This is a genomic window from Pedobacter sp. NO84 (assembly GCF_059703915.1).
In genome coordinates this window covers 2787718-2805959 of record NZ_AP046575.1, presented here as the reverse complement: position 1 = coordinate 2805959, position 18242 = coordinate 2787718, and the positions used below count along the sequence as shown (strand labels likewise).

General features: G+C 36.0%; 17 protein-coding genes. 13 read left to right on the top strand and 4 right to left on the bottom strand.

The window, feature by feature from the left end:
- Window positions 1–30 precede the first annotated feature (30 nt).
- Both AC6H0V_RS12275 and AC6H0V_RS12270 read right to left on the bottom strand, forming a co-directional pair.
- Complete coding sequence (locus AC6H0V_RS12275; protein WP_497560478.1) at window positions 31–1368, bottom strand: TlpA family protein disulfide reductase; 1338 nt, start codon at window positions 1366–1368, stop codon at window positions 31–33.
- Between the two features lie 62 nt (window positions 1369–1430).
- Window positions 1431–1616: a hypothetical protein gene (locus AC6H0V_RS12270; RefSeq protein WP_497560477.1), complete on the bottom strand. Its 186-nt coding sequence runs from the start codon at window positions 1614–1616 to the stop codon at window positions 1431–1433.
- Between the two features lie 524 nt (window positions 1617–2140).
- On the opposite strand from AC6H0V_RS12270, the gene AC6H0V_RS12265 reads away from it, so the two are divergent.
- The 4 genes from AC6H0V_RS12265 to AC6H0V_RS12250 all read left to right on the top strand — a co-directional run bounded on the left by AC6H0V_RS12265 (window position 2141) and on the right by AC6H0V_RS12250 (window position 5736).
- On the top strand, window positions 2141–3742 hold the full coding sequence (locus AC6H0V_RS12265) for a thioredoxin domain-containing protein (protein WP_497560476.1): 1602 nt from the start codon (window positions 2141–2143) through the stop codon (window positions 3740–3742).
- A gap of 723 nt (window positions 3743–4465) precedes the next feature.
- The gene (locus AC6H0V_RS12260; protein ID WP_497560475.1) at window positions 4466–4945 is read left to right on the top strand and encodes an RNA polymerase sigma factor; all 480 of its coding nucleotides are present in this window, start codon (window positions 4466–4468) and stop codon (window positions 4943–4945) included.
- A complete protein-coding gene (locus AC6H0V_RS12255) occupies window positions 4929–5513 on the top strand; it encodes a hypothetical protein (RefSeq protein WP_497560474.1) in 585 nt (194 codons plus the stop codon). The genes AC6H0V_RS12260 and AC6H0V_RS12255 overlap by 17 nt, the downstream gene beginning before the upstream one ends.
- Before the next feature lie 10 nt (window positions 5514–5523).
- Window positions 5524–5736 carry a hypothetical protein gene (locus AC6H0V_RS12250; protein ID WP_497560473.1) on the top strand — a complete coding sequence of 71 codons (213 nt, stop codon included), beginning with the start codon at window positions 5524–5526 and terminating at the stop codon, window positions 5734–5736.
- 43 nt (window positions 5737–5779) lie between these two features.
- On the opposite strand, the gene AC6H0V_RS12245 is transcribed toward AC6H0V_RS12250, so the two are convergent.
- Both AC6H0V_RS12245 and AC6H0V_RS12240 read right to left on the bottom strand, forming a co-directional pair.
- A complete protein-coding gene (locus AC6H0V_RS12245; RefSeq protein WP_497560472.1) occupies window positions 5780–7897 on the bottom strand; it encodes an ATP-binding protein in 2118 nt (705 codons plus the stop codon).
- A gap of 353 nt (window positions 7898–8250) precedes the next feature.
- Entirely contained in the window at window positions 8251–9105 is an 855-nt protein-coding gene (locus AC6H0V_RS12240) for a hypothetical protein (RefSeq protein ID WP_497560471.1), read from the bottom strand.
- A 363-nt stretch (window positions 9106–9468) separates the two neighbouring features.
- Between AC6H0V_RS12240 and AC6H0V_RS12235 the strand changes: the two genes are divergently transcribed.
- From AC6H0V_RS12235 to AC6H0V_RS12195, 9 genes are all read left to right on the top strand, one after another.
- Window positions 9469–9732 (top strand): hypothetical protein, encoded by a 264-nt coding sequence (locus AC6H0V_RS12235; protein ID WP_497560470.1) that lies wholly within the window; start codon window positions 9469–9471, stop codon window positions 9730–9732.
- Between the two features lie 100 nt (window positions 9733–9832).
- On the top strand, window positions 9833–11521 hold the full coding sequence (locus tag AC6H0V_RS12230) for a tetratricopeptide repeat-containing sensor histidine kinase (protein WP_497560469.1): 1689 nt from the start codon (window positions 9833–9835) through the stop codon (window positions 11519–11521).
- A gap of 11 nt (window positions 11522–11532) precedes the next feature.
- Complete coding sequence (locus AC6H0V_RS12225; protein WP_497560468.1) at window positions 11533–12204, top strand: response regulator transcription factor; 672 nt, start codon at window positions 11533–11535, stop codon at window positions 12202–12204.
- Window positions 12205–13107: 903 nt separating this feature from the next.
- Window positions 13108–13341: a hypothetical protein gene (locus AC6H0V_RS12220; protein WP_497560467.1), complete on the top strand. Its 234-nt coding sequence runs from the start codon at window positions 13108–13110 to the stop codon at window positions 13339–13341.
- Window position 13342: 1 nt separating this feature from the next.
- The gene (gene yidD / locus AC6H0V_RS12215; protein ID WP_497560466.1) at window positions 13343–13624 is read left to right on the top strand and encodes a membrane protein insertion efficiency factor YidD; all 282 of its coding nucleotides are present in this window, start codon (window positions 13343–13345) and stop codon (window positions 13622–13624) included.
- Between the two features lie 27 nt (window positions 13625–13651).
- Window positions 13652–14113 (top strand): hypothetical protein, encoded by a 462-nt coding sequence (locus AC6H0V_RS12210; protein WP_497560465.1) that lies wholly within the window; start codon window positions 13652–13654, stop codon window positions 14111–14113.
- A 6-nt stretch (window positions 14114–14119) separates the two neighbouring features.
- Entirely contained in the window at window positions 14120–15352 is a 1233-nt protein-coding gene (locus AC6H0V_RS12205) for a DUF4407 domain-containing protein (protein ID WP_497560464.1), read from the top strand.
- Complete coding sequence (locus AC6H0V_RS12200) at window positions 15352–16329, top strand: DUF4407 domain-containing protein (protein WP_497560463.1); 978 nt, start codon at window positions 15352–15354, stop codon at window positions 16327–16329. The genes AC6H0V_RS12205 and AC6H0V_RS12200 overlap by 1 nt, the downstream gene beginning before the upstream one ends.
- 2 nt (window positions 16330–16331) lie before the next feature.
- Window positions 16332–18242 (top strand): J domain-containing protein, encoded by a 1911-nt coding sequence (locus tag AC6H0V_RS12195; RefSeq protein ID WP_497560462.1) that lies wholly within the window; start codon window positions 16332–16334, stop codon window positions 18240–18242.

The following is an 18242-nucleotide window of genomic DNA, read 5'->3' as shown; positions in this document are numbered from 1 at the left end:
GTAAACTGCAAGACTAAACCAGTAGCTGTGTTATTTAATCAGTGCCAATATTTTTTCCTCAGCCTGCTTTGAAGAGGGTTGAGGACCATACATTTCTGCAATTTTAAAATCTTTTGATATCAAAATTGTCCTTGGAATTCGGTGGAGTTGATAATCAGCATTTCTCTTTATATCAATGATCAATTGTATTCCTTTCGCGCCACTTTGTTGGAGCTTTGTCTTCCACAGCTCTTTATTATCATCTATTGAGACTGATATAAATATCACATCTGGATTACTTGCATACTTCTCTCTTAATTGGTTAAAATAGGGCATCTCATCGATACATGGCCCACACCAAGTCGCCCAAAAGTCTAAGTATATAACTTTCCCTCTAAATGCGGTGAGTGCAATTTTTTTACCTTTGACATCCTCTCCAATAATTTCTTTTGCAGTATCTCCATTATTAAAGAGTGCCTTAAAACTGATTAATTCATTAAGCTTGCCGCGATATATACCATTTCTTACTTTAATCACGTCTGATTTCAGTAATCCAAGTTCCTGTTTGTCGGAGATCTGCATAATTTTTCTTGCTAGTGATCTAGCAGACAAATAATCTTCAATTTTATCACGTTCAATTTGATCACCATCAGTTGATTTGAGAATTGTGCTCAGAATCTTTCTATACACATCTATTTTTAAATAATCCGAGCTAATAATGCCACTATTATATTTAATATATAAAGGCTTCAATAAACTGTCGGCCTCAACATAAATTTTCTTACTGTCTTGCGGGGAAATTTTTTTAAGCGTCACAAAATAATCAGCCACGTTATTAAAGCTATTAAGCATATCGGCTTTTATTCGTACTTCTTCAAGGCGCCTGAATTGTGAAGATATATGTTGTAGGCTTTTTAAAGCATTTGTTCTATTTCTAGCTTCGCCCTCTAAAAAAACTATTGATTCCCCAACAGTTTTTTTAATTCCACTTCCGCCGGCAACATAAGATCCAGATTGCGCAAATGGAGTATTTTTTAAATAATTGTTGGCTTGGCTGCCTCTTCCTTTAAATGTAGATAATTCGGGCGATTCATAGTCGATAACAACGTCTAACTTATCATTAGGCTGTAGGTATAATGTATTTCTCCCTAATAAGTAATATCCGGGTTTTAATAAATTAAACTTCAATGAAAAATTCCCCATGGAATCAGGTACCAGAGGAAATTTAATATCCATATATTGTAATTGCAACTCAATGATTTCAGAATAATCTCTCATCATTTCACGATTTGAGAAATTTTTCAAACGACCACTTATAACCGTGTTTTTTGTTTGCCCATGAGCATTATAAGTAACAATTAGCAGAAAAAATATGGTGAGTTTTAACATAATTTTATAAAAAGGTAATAATAACTACTGATTTACAACCAATAGTTATTATACTTTACCTGTTATAGTTCTTCAGCGTCATTAATACATGCTTTTCTTCCATTTACGCCACATGCTGTTGAAGTACATTTTTGTCTGGCCGGACATTTGTTTAGGCCTTCATCACACAAATCTGGACAATCTGTATCGCCAGTTCCTCCCATGATTTTAAGCATTTCTCCTCTACTAAGTACATTAAAATTTTTCATACAGTTGGTTTTTATTTAGGTTTATAAACCGTTTACGCCAGGTTTATTTTAGCGCCGCTAATAACGTAGCAATCGTTTTTAGTTTAATATTCACATTGGTTCTAACTATTTCTAGCATTTTATGTGATGGTTAATTATGATATGATATATCATTAACAAATTTTTTTGTTAATTCAGCCTTCCGACTTCCTTCTGATTTCTGTCTATTCCAATGCGTTCACCGTAAACTAACTCAAATGCATTGTTAAGCGCTCCTGTGAAATATGACATAATTTAATATGAAAAGATAGGCGATTCTAATCTAAGAAGAACTTTGTAACAAAAATAATATGTAGCCTTACGAAGGAGCTAAGGCTTAGTATTCAATGTCATTCCAAGGTGAAAATTAATATAGCAAAACTCAAACTGAATAGTAGTCTATTTATTGACCGCTTGTCAGATTTCACTTCTATCGTAACAAAAAAATATTGATATATAGTAGATTACATGCCATGATAACCTATTTTAGACAAATATTATTTAATATGTTTAATCAATTTAGAAAAAACAATGTAGAGTCTGTAACTGTCGGCCTAGTAAAAATCCTCAAAGTCAGGGTTCATTCATCAACTGTCACAGAAGCTTTGATAAATCATCCGCAATATCCGAGCATCCTTGCTATAAGCGATTGTTTAAGCGATTGGAGGATTGAGAATAATGTTTACAAAATTAGTAATGAAGAATTTACGACAAAACCACTTTCATATCCATTTATAGCTCATCTTAAGGAAAAGAGAGGACGGTTTATTTTAGTACGAGAATTTAAAAATGGTATAGTTTGTTATTCAGATGAAAAACATGACTCCATTAAAATATCACTTGCGGAGTTTTTAGAAAGGTGGTCGGGGATACTATTATATGCAGAAGCTACTGAAAAAAGTGGTGATAAGAATTACAAGGATGTTGCGTTAAAAAAAAGATTGTTTGGTGCAAGGATTCCGGCTATAATTTTATTCGCCATCGCTACATTTATTTTTGCGCTAATACAATCTCCTGGACATTCGTGGCTCTTATTATCGGCATTTTTAAAATTTTTTGGTGTAATTGTTTCTGTACTATTACTAATTAATAGTATTGATGCAAGCAACCCATTCATTCAGAATCTGTGTAATCTATCAAAAAAAAGCGATTGTAATGCTTTACTAAAGTCTGACGCTGCTAAAGTAACACCTTGGCTCTCTTGGAGTGAGGTAGGCTTTTTTTATTTTGTTGGGTCTTTAACCAGCCAATTATCATTACCGTTTGCCCTGCCTTTTTTGTTCTTATTATGCGTGTCTTCGGTAACATATTCGTTTTATTCTATTGGATATCAATGGAAAAATAACAATTGGTGCATACTATGCTGCACTATACAAGTTTTGCTTTGGCTAGACGCTATTGTATATTTTTTGTCCGGCCCGAGCGTGTCAAGTTTGTTCCAGTCTATTTCAAATATAACTTTTTCGCAGTGGTTCGCCTTTGTACTTATATTTACAGCTCCCATTGTAATGTGGTCATTTTTTAAACCATTTTTATTAAAATCATCCCAATTAAAACCTTTACATAGTCAGCTTAGAAAATTTAAACAAAATAGTGACATATTCAGACAGACTTTGACGGCTCAGGCTAAATATTCAGTTCCTGCTGAAACTAATGTAATAAATCTTGGCAACGCTAATGCCGAAACCACCATAACAATGGTTAGCAATCCCTTTTGTACTCCATGCGCTAAAGCACATGCCGTAATCGGAGATTGGCTTGCAAATAGGATTGATTTCAATTTAAAACTAGTGTTCATGTCTTCAGACTTTGATGATCAAAGAACTGCGGTTGCAAGGCATCTAGCCGCTTTAAGTAGACAAGTCAGTGTAGAGTTAATGGAAAAAGCTTTAAACGATTGGTATTCAGCAAAAATGAAAAACTATAATGTATGGGCAAAAAAATATCCGGCAATAATAGATTCCCATGCCGAGGATATGTTAAAACGTCACGATGAATGGTGCGAGGTCGCAGAGATAACTGCCACGCCAACAATATTTATTAACGGATATAAACTGCCAGCTCCTTATAGATTAGAAGACATAAAATATTTCCTCAGTGATAAATAAAATAAATATGCGGAACGATATGTCTTTCATTTTCAGTATGCACTGTCCGTTTATTAAATGATTTTAAAGGAGGGGTACTAAATTCGGCTTTATACAATTACCCCTTCTAAAGCTTAGGGCGTTAGGCTGTAATTAAACATTCACTGCCTTTTTGTTTTTACGAACACTTTAGAAAGATCCTAATTCCCATCAACGATATTTTAAAGGGTGGAAAAAATAAACGTAGAGGATTTCGTAAAGACTGCAAACCTTATATTTTCTTATTCGCTTGGTTGAAATCTAAGATGCCTAAGATGCCTAAGATGACCGAGATGATAAAAATGAACGATGAGCTAAAGTATTCATCATCTCCACTCATCCTCAATAAAAAATGTGGAAATGACCTACTAAAATCATGAAATTAATATAGCGTAAATTTACTGTTATGGGAACTAGTTTGTCAATCCTTGATAGGATCATTAAGATGGTTCTAGCCGCAGGGATAATTGTGTAGATTTTTTTGAGACCTTCTACAAGTTCAGTAGTTGAGATTGTTATGGTAAATGCCGGCATTCTGGTTATTACCAGTATTGTTTGGTTTTTGTCCGCTATGCATTGTTAGATGTTAAAACCATTAGGTGATCCTTTCTAAGGAAACGCACTGTATCTACAGATAAGCTTGTAACATTTGTAGGCCCTCCGTATCAAACAGCGCATATTAACCAAACAACAGGTTTTTTAGACATGACGGATTTTGAAGATATATATAAGCGTTATTCTCCCCAGATTTATCGGGTGTGTATGGGCTATACCAATGATGCCGACAAAGCCAAAGATCTGGTTCAGGAGACTTTTATTGCAGTGTGGAAAAACCTGCATACGTTCGAGAACCGCTCGCAGATCAGTACGTGGATCTTCCGCATTGCCACCAATACCTGTTTACGTGCAATTGAAAAGGAGAAGCGGATCCCGACCGCCGAACTGCCCGATAACCTGCCCGAGCAGATAGAAGAATCGCCCGAAGAAAAACTTAGCATCTTATACCGATGTATCTCAGAGCTTGAAGAAACCGAGCGGATTATTATCACCCTAGAGCTGGAAGAATTGCCACAGGCAGAGATAGCGGCTATTGTAGGGATAAGTCATGGTAACTTAAGGGTAAAGGTTCACCGCATTAAAGAAAAACTAACTCAAAAATTTAAAGACTATGGACAATTTAACTGATTTGAAAGCCATATGGCGTACGGCCGATACAAGTAGCTTGCCTAACAGCGCTGAAATGATCCAGATAGTGAAACGTTTTAGATCTCAACGACTTAATAAGAAGTATATGGTGATAGGGTGTACCAGCCTGCTAAGCATACTGATGATCGTGGTAACATTTAACGGGCGTTTATACTTTGCTACTACGTATATCGGCGGACTATTAGTTGCAGGAGTGGCACTCTACCTCGCAATTAGTAATGTAATGTCGCTCAAGCGTTTCTATCAGCTTGATGACCATAGTAATAAGGATTTCCTGAAATTTCTTAATCAAACCCGCCTCAACCAAATTTATTATTACAAAAAAACGCAGGGCATAATGATGCTGGTTAGTTCAATAGGTTTATTACTCTATCTCTATGAACCTGCTACCCACAATATGCTTTTCACGATAGTGCTTTTAATCGTAACTGTTGCTTTTATGCTGTTTAACTGGATGGTGGTAAGGCCGCGGATGTTTAAAAAAAACCAGGAAAAACTAGAAGCGCTCCGTATTCGACTGGAAAAAATCTCAGAACAACTTAACTAATCATAATCGTATGAAAACAAAACCTATCACTAGAACTCCACTCATATTGCTTATTACCGGCTTAATGTTGGTAAGTATGGTTCCGCTCCTCGGGCGATACTATGCTATTCCAGATCTTTATAAAGGAGTGCTCACCGGCATTGGGCTGGCACTAGAGATTGGAGCACTGATTAAAATGAGTAGGGACAAAAAGAGCTGCGGCGGGCCTTCGATTTTATCATGACATAATTATTCACAATCTAAAACTATAGGGTAAGGTTGTGAGATCAGGCGGGGATTAGGGGCGATAATTTAAGTACCGCGTTGATTTTTTTGATAAGTTCCTGCTCAAAAAATGGTTTTAAGGCTATATCATTGATACCAGAATGTAAATATTCATCATGGTCTTCTTTCATCACATTAGCGGTTATCGCTAATATGGGAATATTTGCTTTGTCTTTATCAGCAGTTTTACGTATGCAGGTTGCAAGCTCTACGCCACTCATCTCGGGCATCTGAATATCCGTTAATACAAGATCAAATTTACTTTTTTCAAATAAGGAAAGCGCTTCCTTACCATTATAAGCGATCTCGCAGGTCATGTTCCATTTATGGAGAATCGTTTTGGCCAGCATAATATTAATGCTGTTATCATCCGCCAATAGTACATGTTTGTTTTTTAAGTACAACCTTACTTCGGTTTCATTAAAGATGGCTTCGTTCTGGGGCGATAGGCTTTCACCTAGTTTAAATGGCATGGTGAAAGAAAACACCGAACCTTTGTTCAGCTCGCTTTCTACAGCAATAGATCCGCCCTGTAGCTCCACAATACTTTTTGAGATGGCCAATCCAAGCCCCGTTCCCATTCGGTTCTGTCTATTGCTTGCTCCTGCCTGGGTAAATTCCTTAAAAATAAAGGGGAAGTGTTTTTTGTCAATTCCAATCCCGGTATCTTTTACAGCCACATGTAAATTATAAATACCTCCAGCTAACTCTGTTGTGCCTACTTTAAGAACTACTTCTCCCGTTGTGGTAAATTTAACCGCATTTCCAACGAGGTTTATGATCACTTGCCGAAGCCTAAACGCATCACCTGCAAGGCAAAGTTCTGGGAGGTAGGTTAATTCTGTACGTAAACGCAGGCCCTTCTGCTGAGCTAATATGCCCATGCTAACGGTAACATCTGTTATTACCTTATCGAGCATAAAGGAAGCTGCATCAAAATTCATTTTTCCAGTTTCATATTTCGAAAAGTCCAGTACTTGGTTTACTACATTGAGCAACATCTCTGCAGAATTTCGTACGGCTTTTATTTGTGCGGCCTGCTCTCCATTAAGTTTGCTCTGTTCCAATTGCTCAGCAAAGCCGGCGATTGAATTTAAGGGCGTACGGATCTCATGGCTCATATTGGCCAAAAAAGTACTCTTTTCTGCGGCGAACAAACTCGCTTCCGCACTATAGTGAACCATTCGTTTTTCATGCCTAAAAATCTTCCAGATATTATAAAGTACGGTTAAAACAAGAAGTGCCAGAAGAATACCTGTTAATGCCGAAAGCTGAGAAAACTTAGTGAAAATAGTATACAGTGTGCCACGCAATTCTTTCTTTCTCAACGCCACATATCCCTGTTCTTGGCTCTTGTAACGCTGAAGTACAATAATGAGTTCGTGTATGATCCCAGAATTAATGAAAAGCATTTCTCTTTCCTTTTCCCGCATTTTGGTATTGGCCTTATAAAGTCTCCGATAATAATCAAAATAGGGGGCTTCCCTGCTATGGGCAATATATACGGTATCTATTATGGCTGCCACTTGGGGAGATGTTATTTCTGTCGCTGTCTTTCGTCTTGAAAATGCATCAGCTATTCGGCCTAAAAACTTCTTTCGTTTTGGTGCTATAACCGGGGCTTTGTTTGAGCGGTTATATACGCTATTGCTTTCAACAGGTATGGTATTCACCCGTGCCTGATTTATTAACGCCGAGGCAATCAAACTGTCAGAAAGTCGCCTCAAACGCAGATAATCGTTCGTTTTTAGGTTTTTGCGATCCATCAAATCCGAGATTTTTTCTGTTGAAGTGTTTATCGGAGAACCGTTTGAGCGGGTAATATTATCTAGAACAGAATCTACCTTTTTAACCTGTGAGGTGAATTTAGAAAGGTATCGTGTGTCTCCGGTTACTCCGTAAAGGCGACTGTCGTTATCCGCACTATAAAGCATAAGGATACAACTATCTATTTGGGCCGCATTTTCTCGCATGGTAACCAATCGGTTCACATTATCACGAAGTTTAATTGATTTATTATACTGGATATAAAGATAAAACGTGGAGCCACATAAACAGATAACAAGAAGAGCGATTAGGCCAAAACGCAGCACTGGAATCTTAAAAACGGTTGTAATCATATAAAATCCATTGCATTAAACGGCATATCCTTAAAAAGGATACGGCAAGCTTGATGATAAGTTTAATTTTTGAGCACTATGGAGCGACGCTGCAAACGTAGTCATTTTATTGATAATCAACGCAATGATTCTTTTGGTTGTTGATAGTTTTAACAAAATCTTTTAAACTGATTTACCTATCACAAATTATCTTGCGTGGTTAAAATCTAAGAAGGTTGAATTTTAGTTTTAACCACTAACGATGTGCGGTTCGAATTTGGGAACAAGGTTGTCTCCAAAAGTTATCGTGAGTCTAGGGACTTTTTCACTTATTTTAAGTATTAGGCGAATCGCACGAACCTAAATCCTTGAACCTATTGCTTTAAAGGCAAAATATATTTATCGATCATATATTTGGTAATCGGCAACAATCGTTTATTGGGTTCTGTTGGATGATCGCCGGTCGAGGTATAAAATTCTACTCTCCCGTTCACTTTTGCCCACCCAACCTTGCCAATACTAGCATAAGTTATGGTGTCTTGTTGGGTTATTTTTTTCAGTTTCTCCACCTTTTCCGCATCTAATGCAACAACAATTGCATCTACTTTGTCATCGCACGCAGTTGCTTTGTAATGATCAGTAGACCAATACATGCATTGTTGGTTGTTGGCGGTCCACCAGAAATATGTTCCACTACTTGTAAACAAAACTAAAATAGTTGCAAGAGCGGCACTTCTTGGTACACGTCGTGAGAAAAATTCTGTTAGTTTTTTCCATGGTGATTTGTTGATAATCACTTCAGGATTATCAATTACTACAGTTCCAGTTCCTTTCTCTCCTTTATCGGTTTCATCTTTCGAGTCCTCCCAGCCATCTCCAGTTTCTCCAAAGGTATATGGCCTTGGCTTGAAGTCAATTAACCAAGCAAGTAAACTGATGATTTTATCCCCAGGTTCCTTGACCTTCCCCTTTAAAAGATATACGAGCGGTCTCAGTTCGTTTATATTAAAATTTTCGATGCTTTTACTATATACACTGTCATTGTTTTTTGAACTAAAGAACAACCTTAAGATTTCATCATCTTTTGGGTCATATCTCTCGTGATAAACAATTAGACATTCATCCCTCAACTGTCCAGGACTTGGGGATATCAAATTAGGAGAAAGCTTCCCTATATCTTTCTTTTTATGATAGGCTAGAATTACATTTTTTTTATACGCTGCGAGCATTTTCTTAAAAGTTTAAGTAAAGATAGAGCGGAATTATCGGAATTACTACGGTTTTCCGGAATTCTATCGGAATGATAGGAATTATCGGAACTGTTTGATAACAAGATAATTAAGCACCTCATATTTGTCCCAGCAATCTGTTAAAGCTTTGACTAGCTATCACAGCTAATGTACGAAACAGATTTCTAATCCGAAAAGATCGCGGTAGTTGGTAGCCGAACGGGAAGCAGTTATTAACTCCCGCGATCAATTCAAAAAACACTTCCCAAAAATTTCAGAAGGCCTTCTGATTTACAAACGTAGCAACTCCCGCGCATGGGTCGTGGGAGCCTACACAGTAATTCATTTCTAAATTTTTGAACAATGTTTTTACCATTATTTATTGCCATCTTATTAGGATTGGCAAGCCCAAATAGAGGCACCTATACTAACTGTCATACTACCGTTCACGTTAATGCAACCGAAGGAGAACCTGGCGACCCAGGCGACCCAGGAGAGCCGGGTGATCCTGGAGATCCAGGCGAAGGCGGACCTGGCGGTGGAACAGGTGGTGGTACGGGTGGCGGTGGAACCGGTGGTACTGGAACCGGTGGTGACACTGGACAGATTCCTCCTCCAAAACCATAATTTAAAAAGCGAGGCTGATTTTTATCACCTCGCTTTTTAATTCCTAGTCAATTCATTAAATCAGCGTTTAGTTTTTTAACTTAGAAGAAAACTAATTTCATTGATACGCTTCTATCTAATATTACTTATCATCTGTTCATTATTATCTTGCACTGAAAGTGAGCTAAGAAAAAAGGGCGTAGAGATTAAAAAAAATTTATTATACAACAAGGCATTTGAATATAGAGAACTTCAAAAAGCAGATAGTGCTTTCCTATATTTTACTAAAGCAAAAGAGTTTTTTCTACAACAAAATGATAGTTTGGGGGTAGGAAAGTGTTTGGTAAATATGGCGATCATTTCAACAAATAAGGGAGATTATTATGGTGGGCAAGAAATTTCAATTATGGCGCTGCCTTATTTCGATTTTAATAATATTCACCATCAAGTTTATCTTAATTCAAATTATAATAATCTTGGAATTGCTTGTTATAAACTAAAAGATTATAATAATGCATTAAGATTTTACAATTCGGCTTTGAATTATACAAATGATCCTGCCAATATCCTTATAAGTTTAAATAACAAAGCAAAAACATATCAAGAACTAAAAAACTACAACGCCGCCTTAAAAATATACAGCCGGATTTTAGGTCAACCTAACATTAGCCAAATTGAATATTCAAGAACCTTGACCAATATTTCAAACACAAAATGGCTTCAGAACCGATCCTATAATCCAGTTCCATCCTATTTAAGAGCATTGAGAATTCGTACGGTAGAAAATGACCTATCAGGATTAAATTCAAGTTATTTTCACCTTTCTGATTATTATACAGGTGTTAACCATGATTTGGCACTGAGCTATGCTAAGAAAATGTATGGCATCACAAAGAAAATAAATAGTCCTGATGACAAACTTGTGGCACTTCAAAGACTTATTAATTTAAGTCCTTTAAGAGACACTAAACGATATTTTGAAATATATCAGAGCCTTTCAGATAGTGTTGAAACTGCTCGCAATTTAGCAAAAAACCAGTTTGCTCTTATACGGTATGAAGCAGAACAAAGTAAGTCTGATATCCTGAGGCTGGAAAAAGACAATTCTAAAAAACAATATCAAATCGCTTTAAGAGAATTGTTTCTGGGAGGAGCTTTCCTTTTATTTACTTGTGCAATTATTGTTTCTGCACTTTGGTATAAAAAAAGAAAGCAAAAAATAGAAGCGAAAGCGGAGAAAGATATTAGAGAAAGCCAATTAAAAACCTCAAAGAAGGTACATGATGTAGTAGCCAATGGACTTTACCGAGTGATTACGGAAATGGAAAACAAAGCAGATTTTGATAAGGAGCGTATTCTCGATAAGATAGACCGGCTTTACAACAAATCACGCGATATCTCTTATGAAGATACCATCATAGCAGACCATCCCTTTAACCAAACTATAGCTGATCTTTTATCTTCTTTCGAAACCATTGGTTTAAAAGTTAAGGTTGTGGGGAACAACGCTGGATTATGGGCAAATGTGAGTTCTGAAATAAAATACGAAATTGAACATATCCTTCAAGAACTTATGATTAACATGGACAAGCATAGTAATGCTACTCTGGTTTCTATAGTGTTTGAACGGTTAGAAGACCAGATCAATATTAGTTATAAAGATGATGGTATAGGAGTTCCAGATGATATTCAATTTAAAAATGGATTAACAAATACGGAAAACCGTATAAATAATATTAACGGCAAATTTACTTTTGATATCAAAGTTGAAAAAGGATTAGGCATTTATGTTTCTTTTCCTATTTCTTAAAATCAAAAGAGATGTTTAAAAGAGTTTTAATAGCAGAGGATCATGAACTGGCGAATTATTCAGTCCAGAAAACATTAGCGGATCTTGGAATAGTACACGATACACGTAATTATGTATTTTATTGCGATCATGCCTTAATGAGAATTAAAAAAGCGCTTAGCGAAAATAAACCGTATGAGCTGCTCATCACCGATCTTTCCTTCGATGATGATACTTCGGGTCAAAAAATCACCACTGGTGTAGATTTGATTAAGGCGGTTAAACAGCTCCAGCCCGAAATTAAAGTTTTGGTATTCTCAATTGAGAACCGAGAATTCGTCGCCGAATCGCTAGTGGTCGAATTGGATATTGATGCCTATGTGCCCAAAGGTAGAAATGATGCTAAAGATCTTAATTTAGCGATTGAAACCATTTATAAAGATAAAAAATACCTTTCCCCAAATCTCAAAAAAGCCTTTAGAACAGAAAATACCCATGTGTTTACTGCATTAGAAAAAACTATCGTCTCTTTAATTTCTCAAGGCAAGTCCCAAAAACAGATTTCGAACTATTTAGAGCAAAATCGAATCAAACCCTCTAGCTTAAGCAGTATAGAAAAGTGCATAAGCCATCTTAAAACCGTGCTTAACATTTCAAATACAGGGCAATTAATTGCTTATTGTAAGGATAATGACATTATCTGAGTAATTATTCATCCTGATTTGTATCCACCACGGGCTTTGATTGCCTAGGCCTAATAAAATAAAATACTGAGTTGTGCTTTCACCTACGGTTTTCCATAAAGGAACCGATTTGGTTCCATATACATTTGGCCTCGCCCAGATCATATAGGATTGTTGGGTCATATAGATGATCGCTAATCCCAACCTTGACAACCTTCAATCACTCTCCCCAACAGGCCTTGGCCCTCTCACCAATAATACATGTAATCCACGATCAGTACAGCGATTAAAAATTAGCTATCACAAAACCATCAAATTATTACTTGTGGCAGTTCTATTATTCGCCACATCTTCATGCGGGATTAACCGATTTCAAGAGTCTCGTACACCTACACGGCACCATATAAGTGGAGTGATAGACAGTATATGGAAACAAAAGATTGGCCCGTTTAGGTTACATTGGATTCGGGTTAATTCTACCAACATCTATGTTCAAGATACCACATTGGTAGAGGGCATGCCTTACCGGCGATTTGTAAAGCGGATGGTACAGTAATCCATGTTATAAAATGGTTGAAGCCTTAAATCTCTATAAAACAACTATCTAACTTATCGGAAAAAAAATCGTTTTACGGTTTTCCGTAAGGAAAACTTTTTTCGTCAGGCTAAATTTGATCAACCATCCATTAAAAAAATTAACTATGAATTATTGTATTAATAAAAATGCTCAGCCGAATGGTCAGCACGAAGTTCACAATGTTGCAAAATGTACTCATTTACCACTACCAGAAAATAGGATCCCTTTAGGGTCTTTTAACTCATGTCATGGAGCAGTAGCGGAAGCAAAAAGTAGGTATCCTAAAGCAAATATTGATGGTTGTTATTATTGTTCACAAGAATGTAATCACGGTTAAAACTTAAGTTATGGAATATAAAGTAGTACCGTTCGTAGCAACGCTCGATCAAAAAAAGCAGACAACCAGTGTTATTGCAAACCAATTGGAGACCCTAATTACACACTACATGAATGAAGGTTGGCAATACTTGCGACTCGAAAGTGTGTCAACTTATGTCCAACCTGATACTGGATGTTTTGGGTTAGGAGCCAAACCAGGATATATTGCTTCTTATCAAATGGTGGTTTTTAGCAAAGAATAATATGAAGATGTTTCTCATCCTTTTTATTAAGCTTTATTGGGCTATCCCTATGTCTAGAAGACGTAAATGCATATTCAAAATAAGTTGTTCCCGATATGTATATAATCACACTAAAAAATATGGTTTTCTTAAAGGATTGGTGGCTCTTAACCATAGATATCATAACTGTAGGAGTAGTTTTATCATAATTGAAAATGCAATTGACCATTCCCTAAAAATGATATTGCCCAACGGCCAAATGGTGGGTGAAGAAGAAATTTCAGAAAGATTTATAAGCAACTAATGGACCTTAACTTAAACAAAAGATTAAATGAATTATCTTCGATTTATATGGCTTTGGATAAGAAATTCTTTCACTACAAATATCCCAGCGTTATCTCGCCTAGCCTACGCCAGTTATGTGATTGAAGATAAAGGCTATTTTATTTTCAGCTGGGAGATGAGAAATGCTCATAGGCTAAAGATCAAATCAATAAGATATCAATCTACTTTTACTTCGGGTTCTGCCTACATATATCTTCCAGAACACATTAACCGGCTTGAAATTATTATTTCTGGTTCATGGCGAAAGCAGAAGTATTCTATAGAACTGCAAAGGCTAGCAATGGATTATCCAATTGATTTCCCAGCAATGGTACATCGGCTCGAACCAAAGCTTATCATTCCAATCCCCAAACCTAAAATTTTACACCTTAAGATACATTCATTTAAAGCGGAAATTGTAGGACGACCGCAGATCAAAAAAATTATCAATATAACCTATCCTAATTAACCTCTCATGAATAGTGAATTTTACCAATCCCCAAAATCAAGCCGTTTTATGCGCCTCTTTTGGAAGGCCGCAGGCGCTGATCGTTACATTTTAGAAAGAAGCACTTATGGCGATCAGATCAAATATGTTTGTTTGGGTGGAATAATTATCGCCACTGGTGTAATGGCAGCCATAGCAGGGGGCTATGCTTTCTATACTATTTTTGCGCCCAAGGGCAATGCAATAGATTCTTTCAAAGCTGTACAAGGTATTCAAAGTAATTATGATCCAACCCATATCCCAACAGCCATGATTTCCGTGGTTTTCGGTTTAATATGGGGGGCGATTATATTTAATATTGATAGGTTCATCGTTACTTCAACAGGTAAGGGCGATGGTACTGAGGCTATAACAAGAAAAGAACTTGTTGGTGCCCTGCCCAGAATTATTATGGGGGCAATTATTGCGCTAACTATTTCTAAACCTGTAGAGATCAGGATGTTTAAAACCGAAATTGATGTAGCCTTACATAAAAAGCAAATAGAAAAACAACAAGAATATAAAGCTAACATCGATTTAGTTTTTGGAAGTGAGATAAAAAAGAAAGAATTAACCATAACAAGAACACTAAAGAGAATTGCTCAGTTGGATTCCATTGGGAATGGATTAAAAAATGATATAGCTATTCAAACTAGAACAAAACCGGGCCCAAGGTTTGCCGCGTTTCAAGTCCAGCTCGCTCAAAATATTGATGATATTAAGACTTTGAAAGCTGATCCCGATTATGTTAAGGTTCAAAAAGAGCTAAGTGATTTGGAAAAACAAAGAGTTAAAAAGCTAGAGGAAGCTGACAAAGTTTCTGCGGGTTTAGACGGTCTTCTCGAAAGAATCAAGCTCGCGCATGAAGAGGCTGGGTGGGTAATATCCCTATTTGTAACACTTCTATTCATGACAATTGAGCTTACTCCAATATTTTTTAAACTAATGCTCATCAAAAGCCCATACGATTACATGGAAGAAAATATCAAGGAATTAATAAAAGCCGATAAAGGGATTGAAATCAAGCATAATTTTTATCCTGACGGAGAAGGAATCGAAAGAGACCTGGTCATCAATCATCAAGTGCTTAAGGTATTAAAGGAGAAAATTAAATTATTGGAAGCGCAAAGCGACTTAAGCAATGAGGCAATTGGTGCTTGGAAGAATAAAAAGCAAAACGATATTAACCAAAATCCAGATGCCTATTTAAGCGAAGAATAATGACGAAGCAAAGGAATGCAACGTTTTGGAGTAGGCGATCTATCGTAAGTTTGATTGGTATTGATTACCCAATACTTGAAGAATCAGGGCATGATAATATACGTAAATTTTATATCGCTGGCGCCCTGGTATTGGTAATATTAGCGATAAGCTTTTGTGCAGTTTTTTATGCCTTTGATCTAATGTTTGATATGTGGCATGCAGAAATTCTGCTTTCCTCTTTCTTTTCCCTCATGTTTTTTACCATTTACATATTCTTAATCCAAACCTTCTCGAAAGAAGTTTTTCCGACACGATATAAGCTTAAATTTTTGAATCTATCTAACTTATCGCGATTGGGATTTGTACTAATGATTGGGTTTTTAATCGCACAGCCCATTAAAATATTTTTTTTTAGGCATCAATTGGATCATGATATAGTTAACTATCAGAGCAAGCTCTATGAGAAATTTTCAAATGTTAATGCCCAATTTTATGCTTCCGATCTTAAAAAGCTTAATTACAATAAGGCTCAATTTAAATCAATGCCTAAATCGGCGACATTAAATGAAGAAATTCATAAAATCGATACGGCTATTTCTAAAATAAATAACCAGATTATTTTTGCCAATTTAAAGGCAAATGGGGGTATTTTAAACTCTAATTTTTTTATTAAGAGGATAGAGCTTGCAAGCAAATATTCTGGTTCTTCAGTTATCGTAATCCTGGTATTGGGAGTGTTCTTTACTCCTGTAGCATTAATCTATTCTATTTCTGGAAAAAGTAGATATTACGATCTGAAAAAGAAGAATGACAAGGAATTAGTGATCAATAATTATATAGATTTTAAAAGCAGATACCGACTATTCTTTGAAAGAAATTATGGTTTAATGAATGTAGAGTTTCACGAGCCCTTTATTGATCCTCCCTTCAATACTAAGCGAAAACCTTTGCCAAATTATCTGTCACAAGAAGATTTCTTTAATAACCTGATTTAGTAATGAACGACTTTAAAAAGGATTATTATAAAGTTTTAGAGTTAAATGCGTCTGCTACACCAGATGAAATTAAGCTCGCCTATAGAAAACAAGCAAAGAGATATCATCCTGATTTACATCCAGACCATCCCGAATATGCCGACCTTATAAAAGAGATTAATGAAGCTTATGAAGTTTTAGGCAATAAAGAAGAAAGGTTTGCTTATGATCAATACCACTCCTACAAAAACCAACAACAAGCGAAAGAGCCAAAAAACAAAAATAAAAGAACCTATACCAAAACACAAACTGTATATACTGAAGAACGCACCTACATTAAAGGAAAAATCTTTATCAAGTACTTTGGGAAACACCTTGAAAAAGAAGCCGAAAATATTTTAAGAGAGACTGACTATAAAATTAAGGTTACAGAAACTGTTGCGATAATTGAACGTATTTATAAAAATAACTTAACAAAAGAATTCAAAGCTATTTTTGACTCGTACAAACCAATAAAAATAAATGTTAAGCAGCCCATTAGCTGTCAGATATTAGATGAACAAAATAATCTTGTAGACTATAAGCTGGAAATTGCTGATCTAACCATTCCAAATCCAGAAATTATAAATGTAACTAAGCATGAAGGAGAAAGTTTTGGTACCATCACCGGTATTTTTTATGGATACGTAAAAGAAATAAAAAGCCATGAAGATACAATAATTGTTGAAGAGTGCTTTGGAGCAACGGGCCATACAGAAGAAAAACATGAGAATGGCAGAAAGCATACTAAAAAAGAATATTATAACGCCGATTGTACTAAATATTGGGGCAGTTGGACAGTAGAATTCGTTAGATCAACCGCTCAACAACCAACCCAAACTTATTATCCAGAAAATAGCCCTTATGCCACAGCTAATTCTGGTTGCTTTGGTTCTTTTGGAAGCATTCTCAGCATTGCAATAAGCTGTTTATTCTTCCTGTTTCTATTACCACACTTGACATTTTTGCTTCCATTTGTTCTAATCCCCTTTTTATTAAACTTATTGCCCGTTAGATTTGGTAATTGGCTTGCCAGGTTTGTTGGACTTTTGTTTGGACTCCTATTTTTATTTGCTATTATTTCTTCGATACTTTCCAATAAACATAAAAGAAATGAACAAACTGTAATTAGGCCAAGACCAACTATAGTTAAGCCTAGGATTACGCCAATCGTAGATACATCTTTTGATAAACTAACTTTTGACACCTTAATATCCCACAACATGGTATGGGATGATTACAACGGAAAAACTTATGAAGGTGATTTTTCATTAAGAAAAAGCACAGTAGATCAGGCCCATTTATATAAGGAAAATCTTAATATTTCTACTGATAATGAACACAATTATGACAAGGTTATTTTCTCGTTAAAAGAAAACGATAAAAATAATCTTGAAGGATTATATACGATGTTCGACTCTGTGCGATTGAGTAATAGACCTAATTCTATAAAATTTGCTGAAATAATAGTCTCTTTCGTACAAGCTATCCCCTATACCATAATACTCCCTAAATCTTGCGACGCCCGATTTTATAATGATGAATTTACAACAAAATATTTAGCATCTCCCGGCGCTAGATGTGATGGATTTGAAAGATTTGGCATCAATACACCAGTAGAATTTATGGCTTATTTAAATGGAGATTGTGATACAAGAACCCTATTGCTTTACACTATACTTTCACATTATGATTATGATGTTGCCCTACTAAGTAGCGCGCACTATAGTCATTCAATTCTCGGTATAAATTTACCATATGAAGGGCAGGCATTTGAGTACAACAATCAACGCTATGTTTTTTGGGAAACCACAATTCCAAATGCCAAACCAGGGTTGCTATCTAATGAAATTTCAGACACCAACTATTGGCGCATATCCTTAAAATCAAACTAA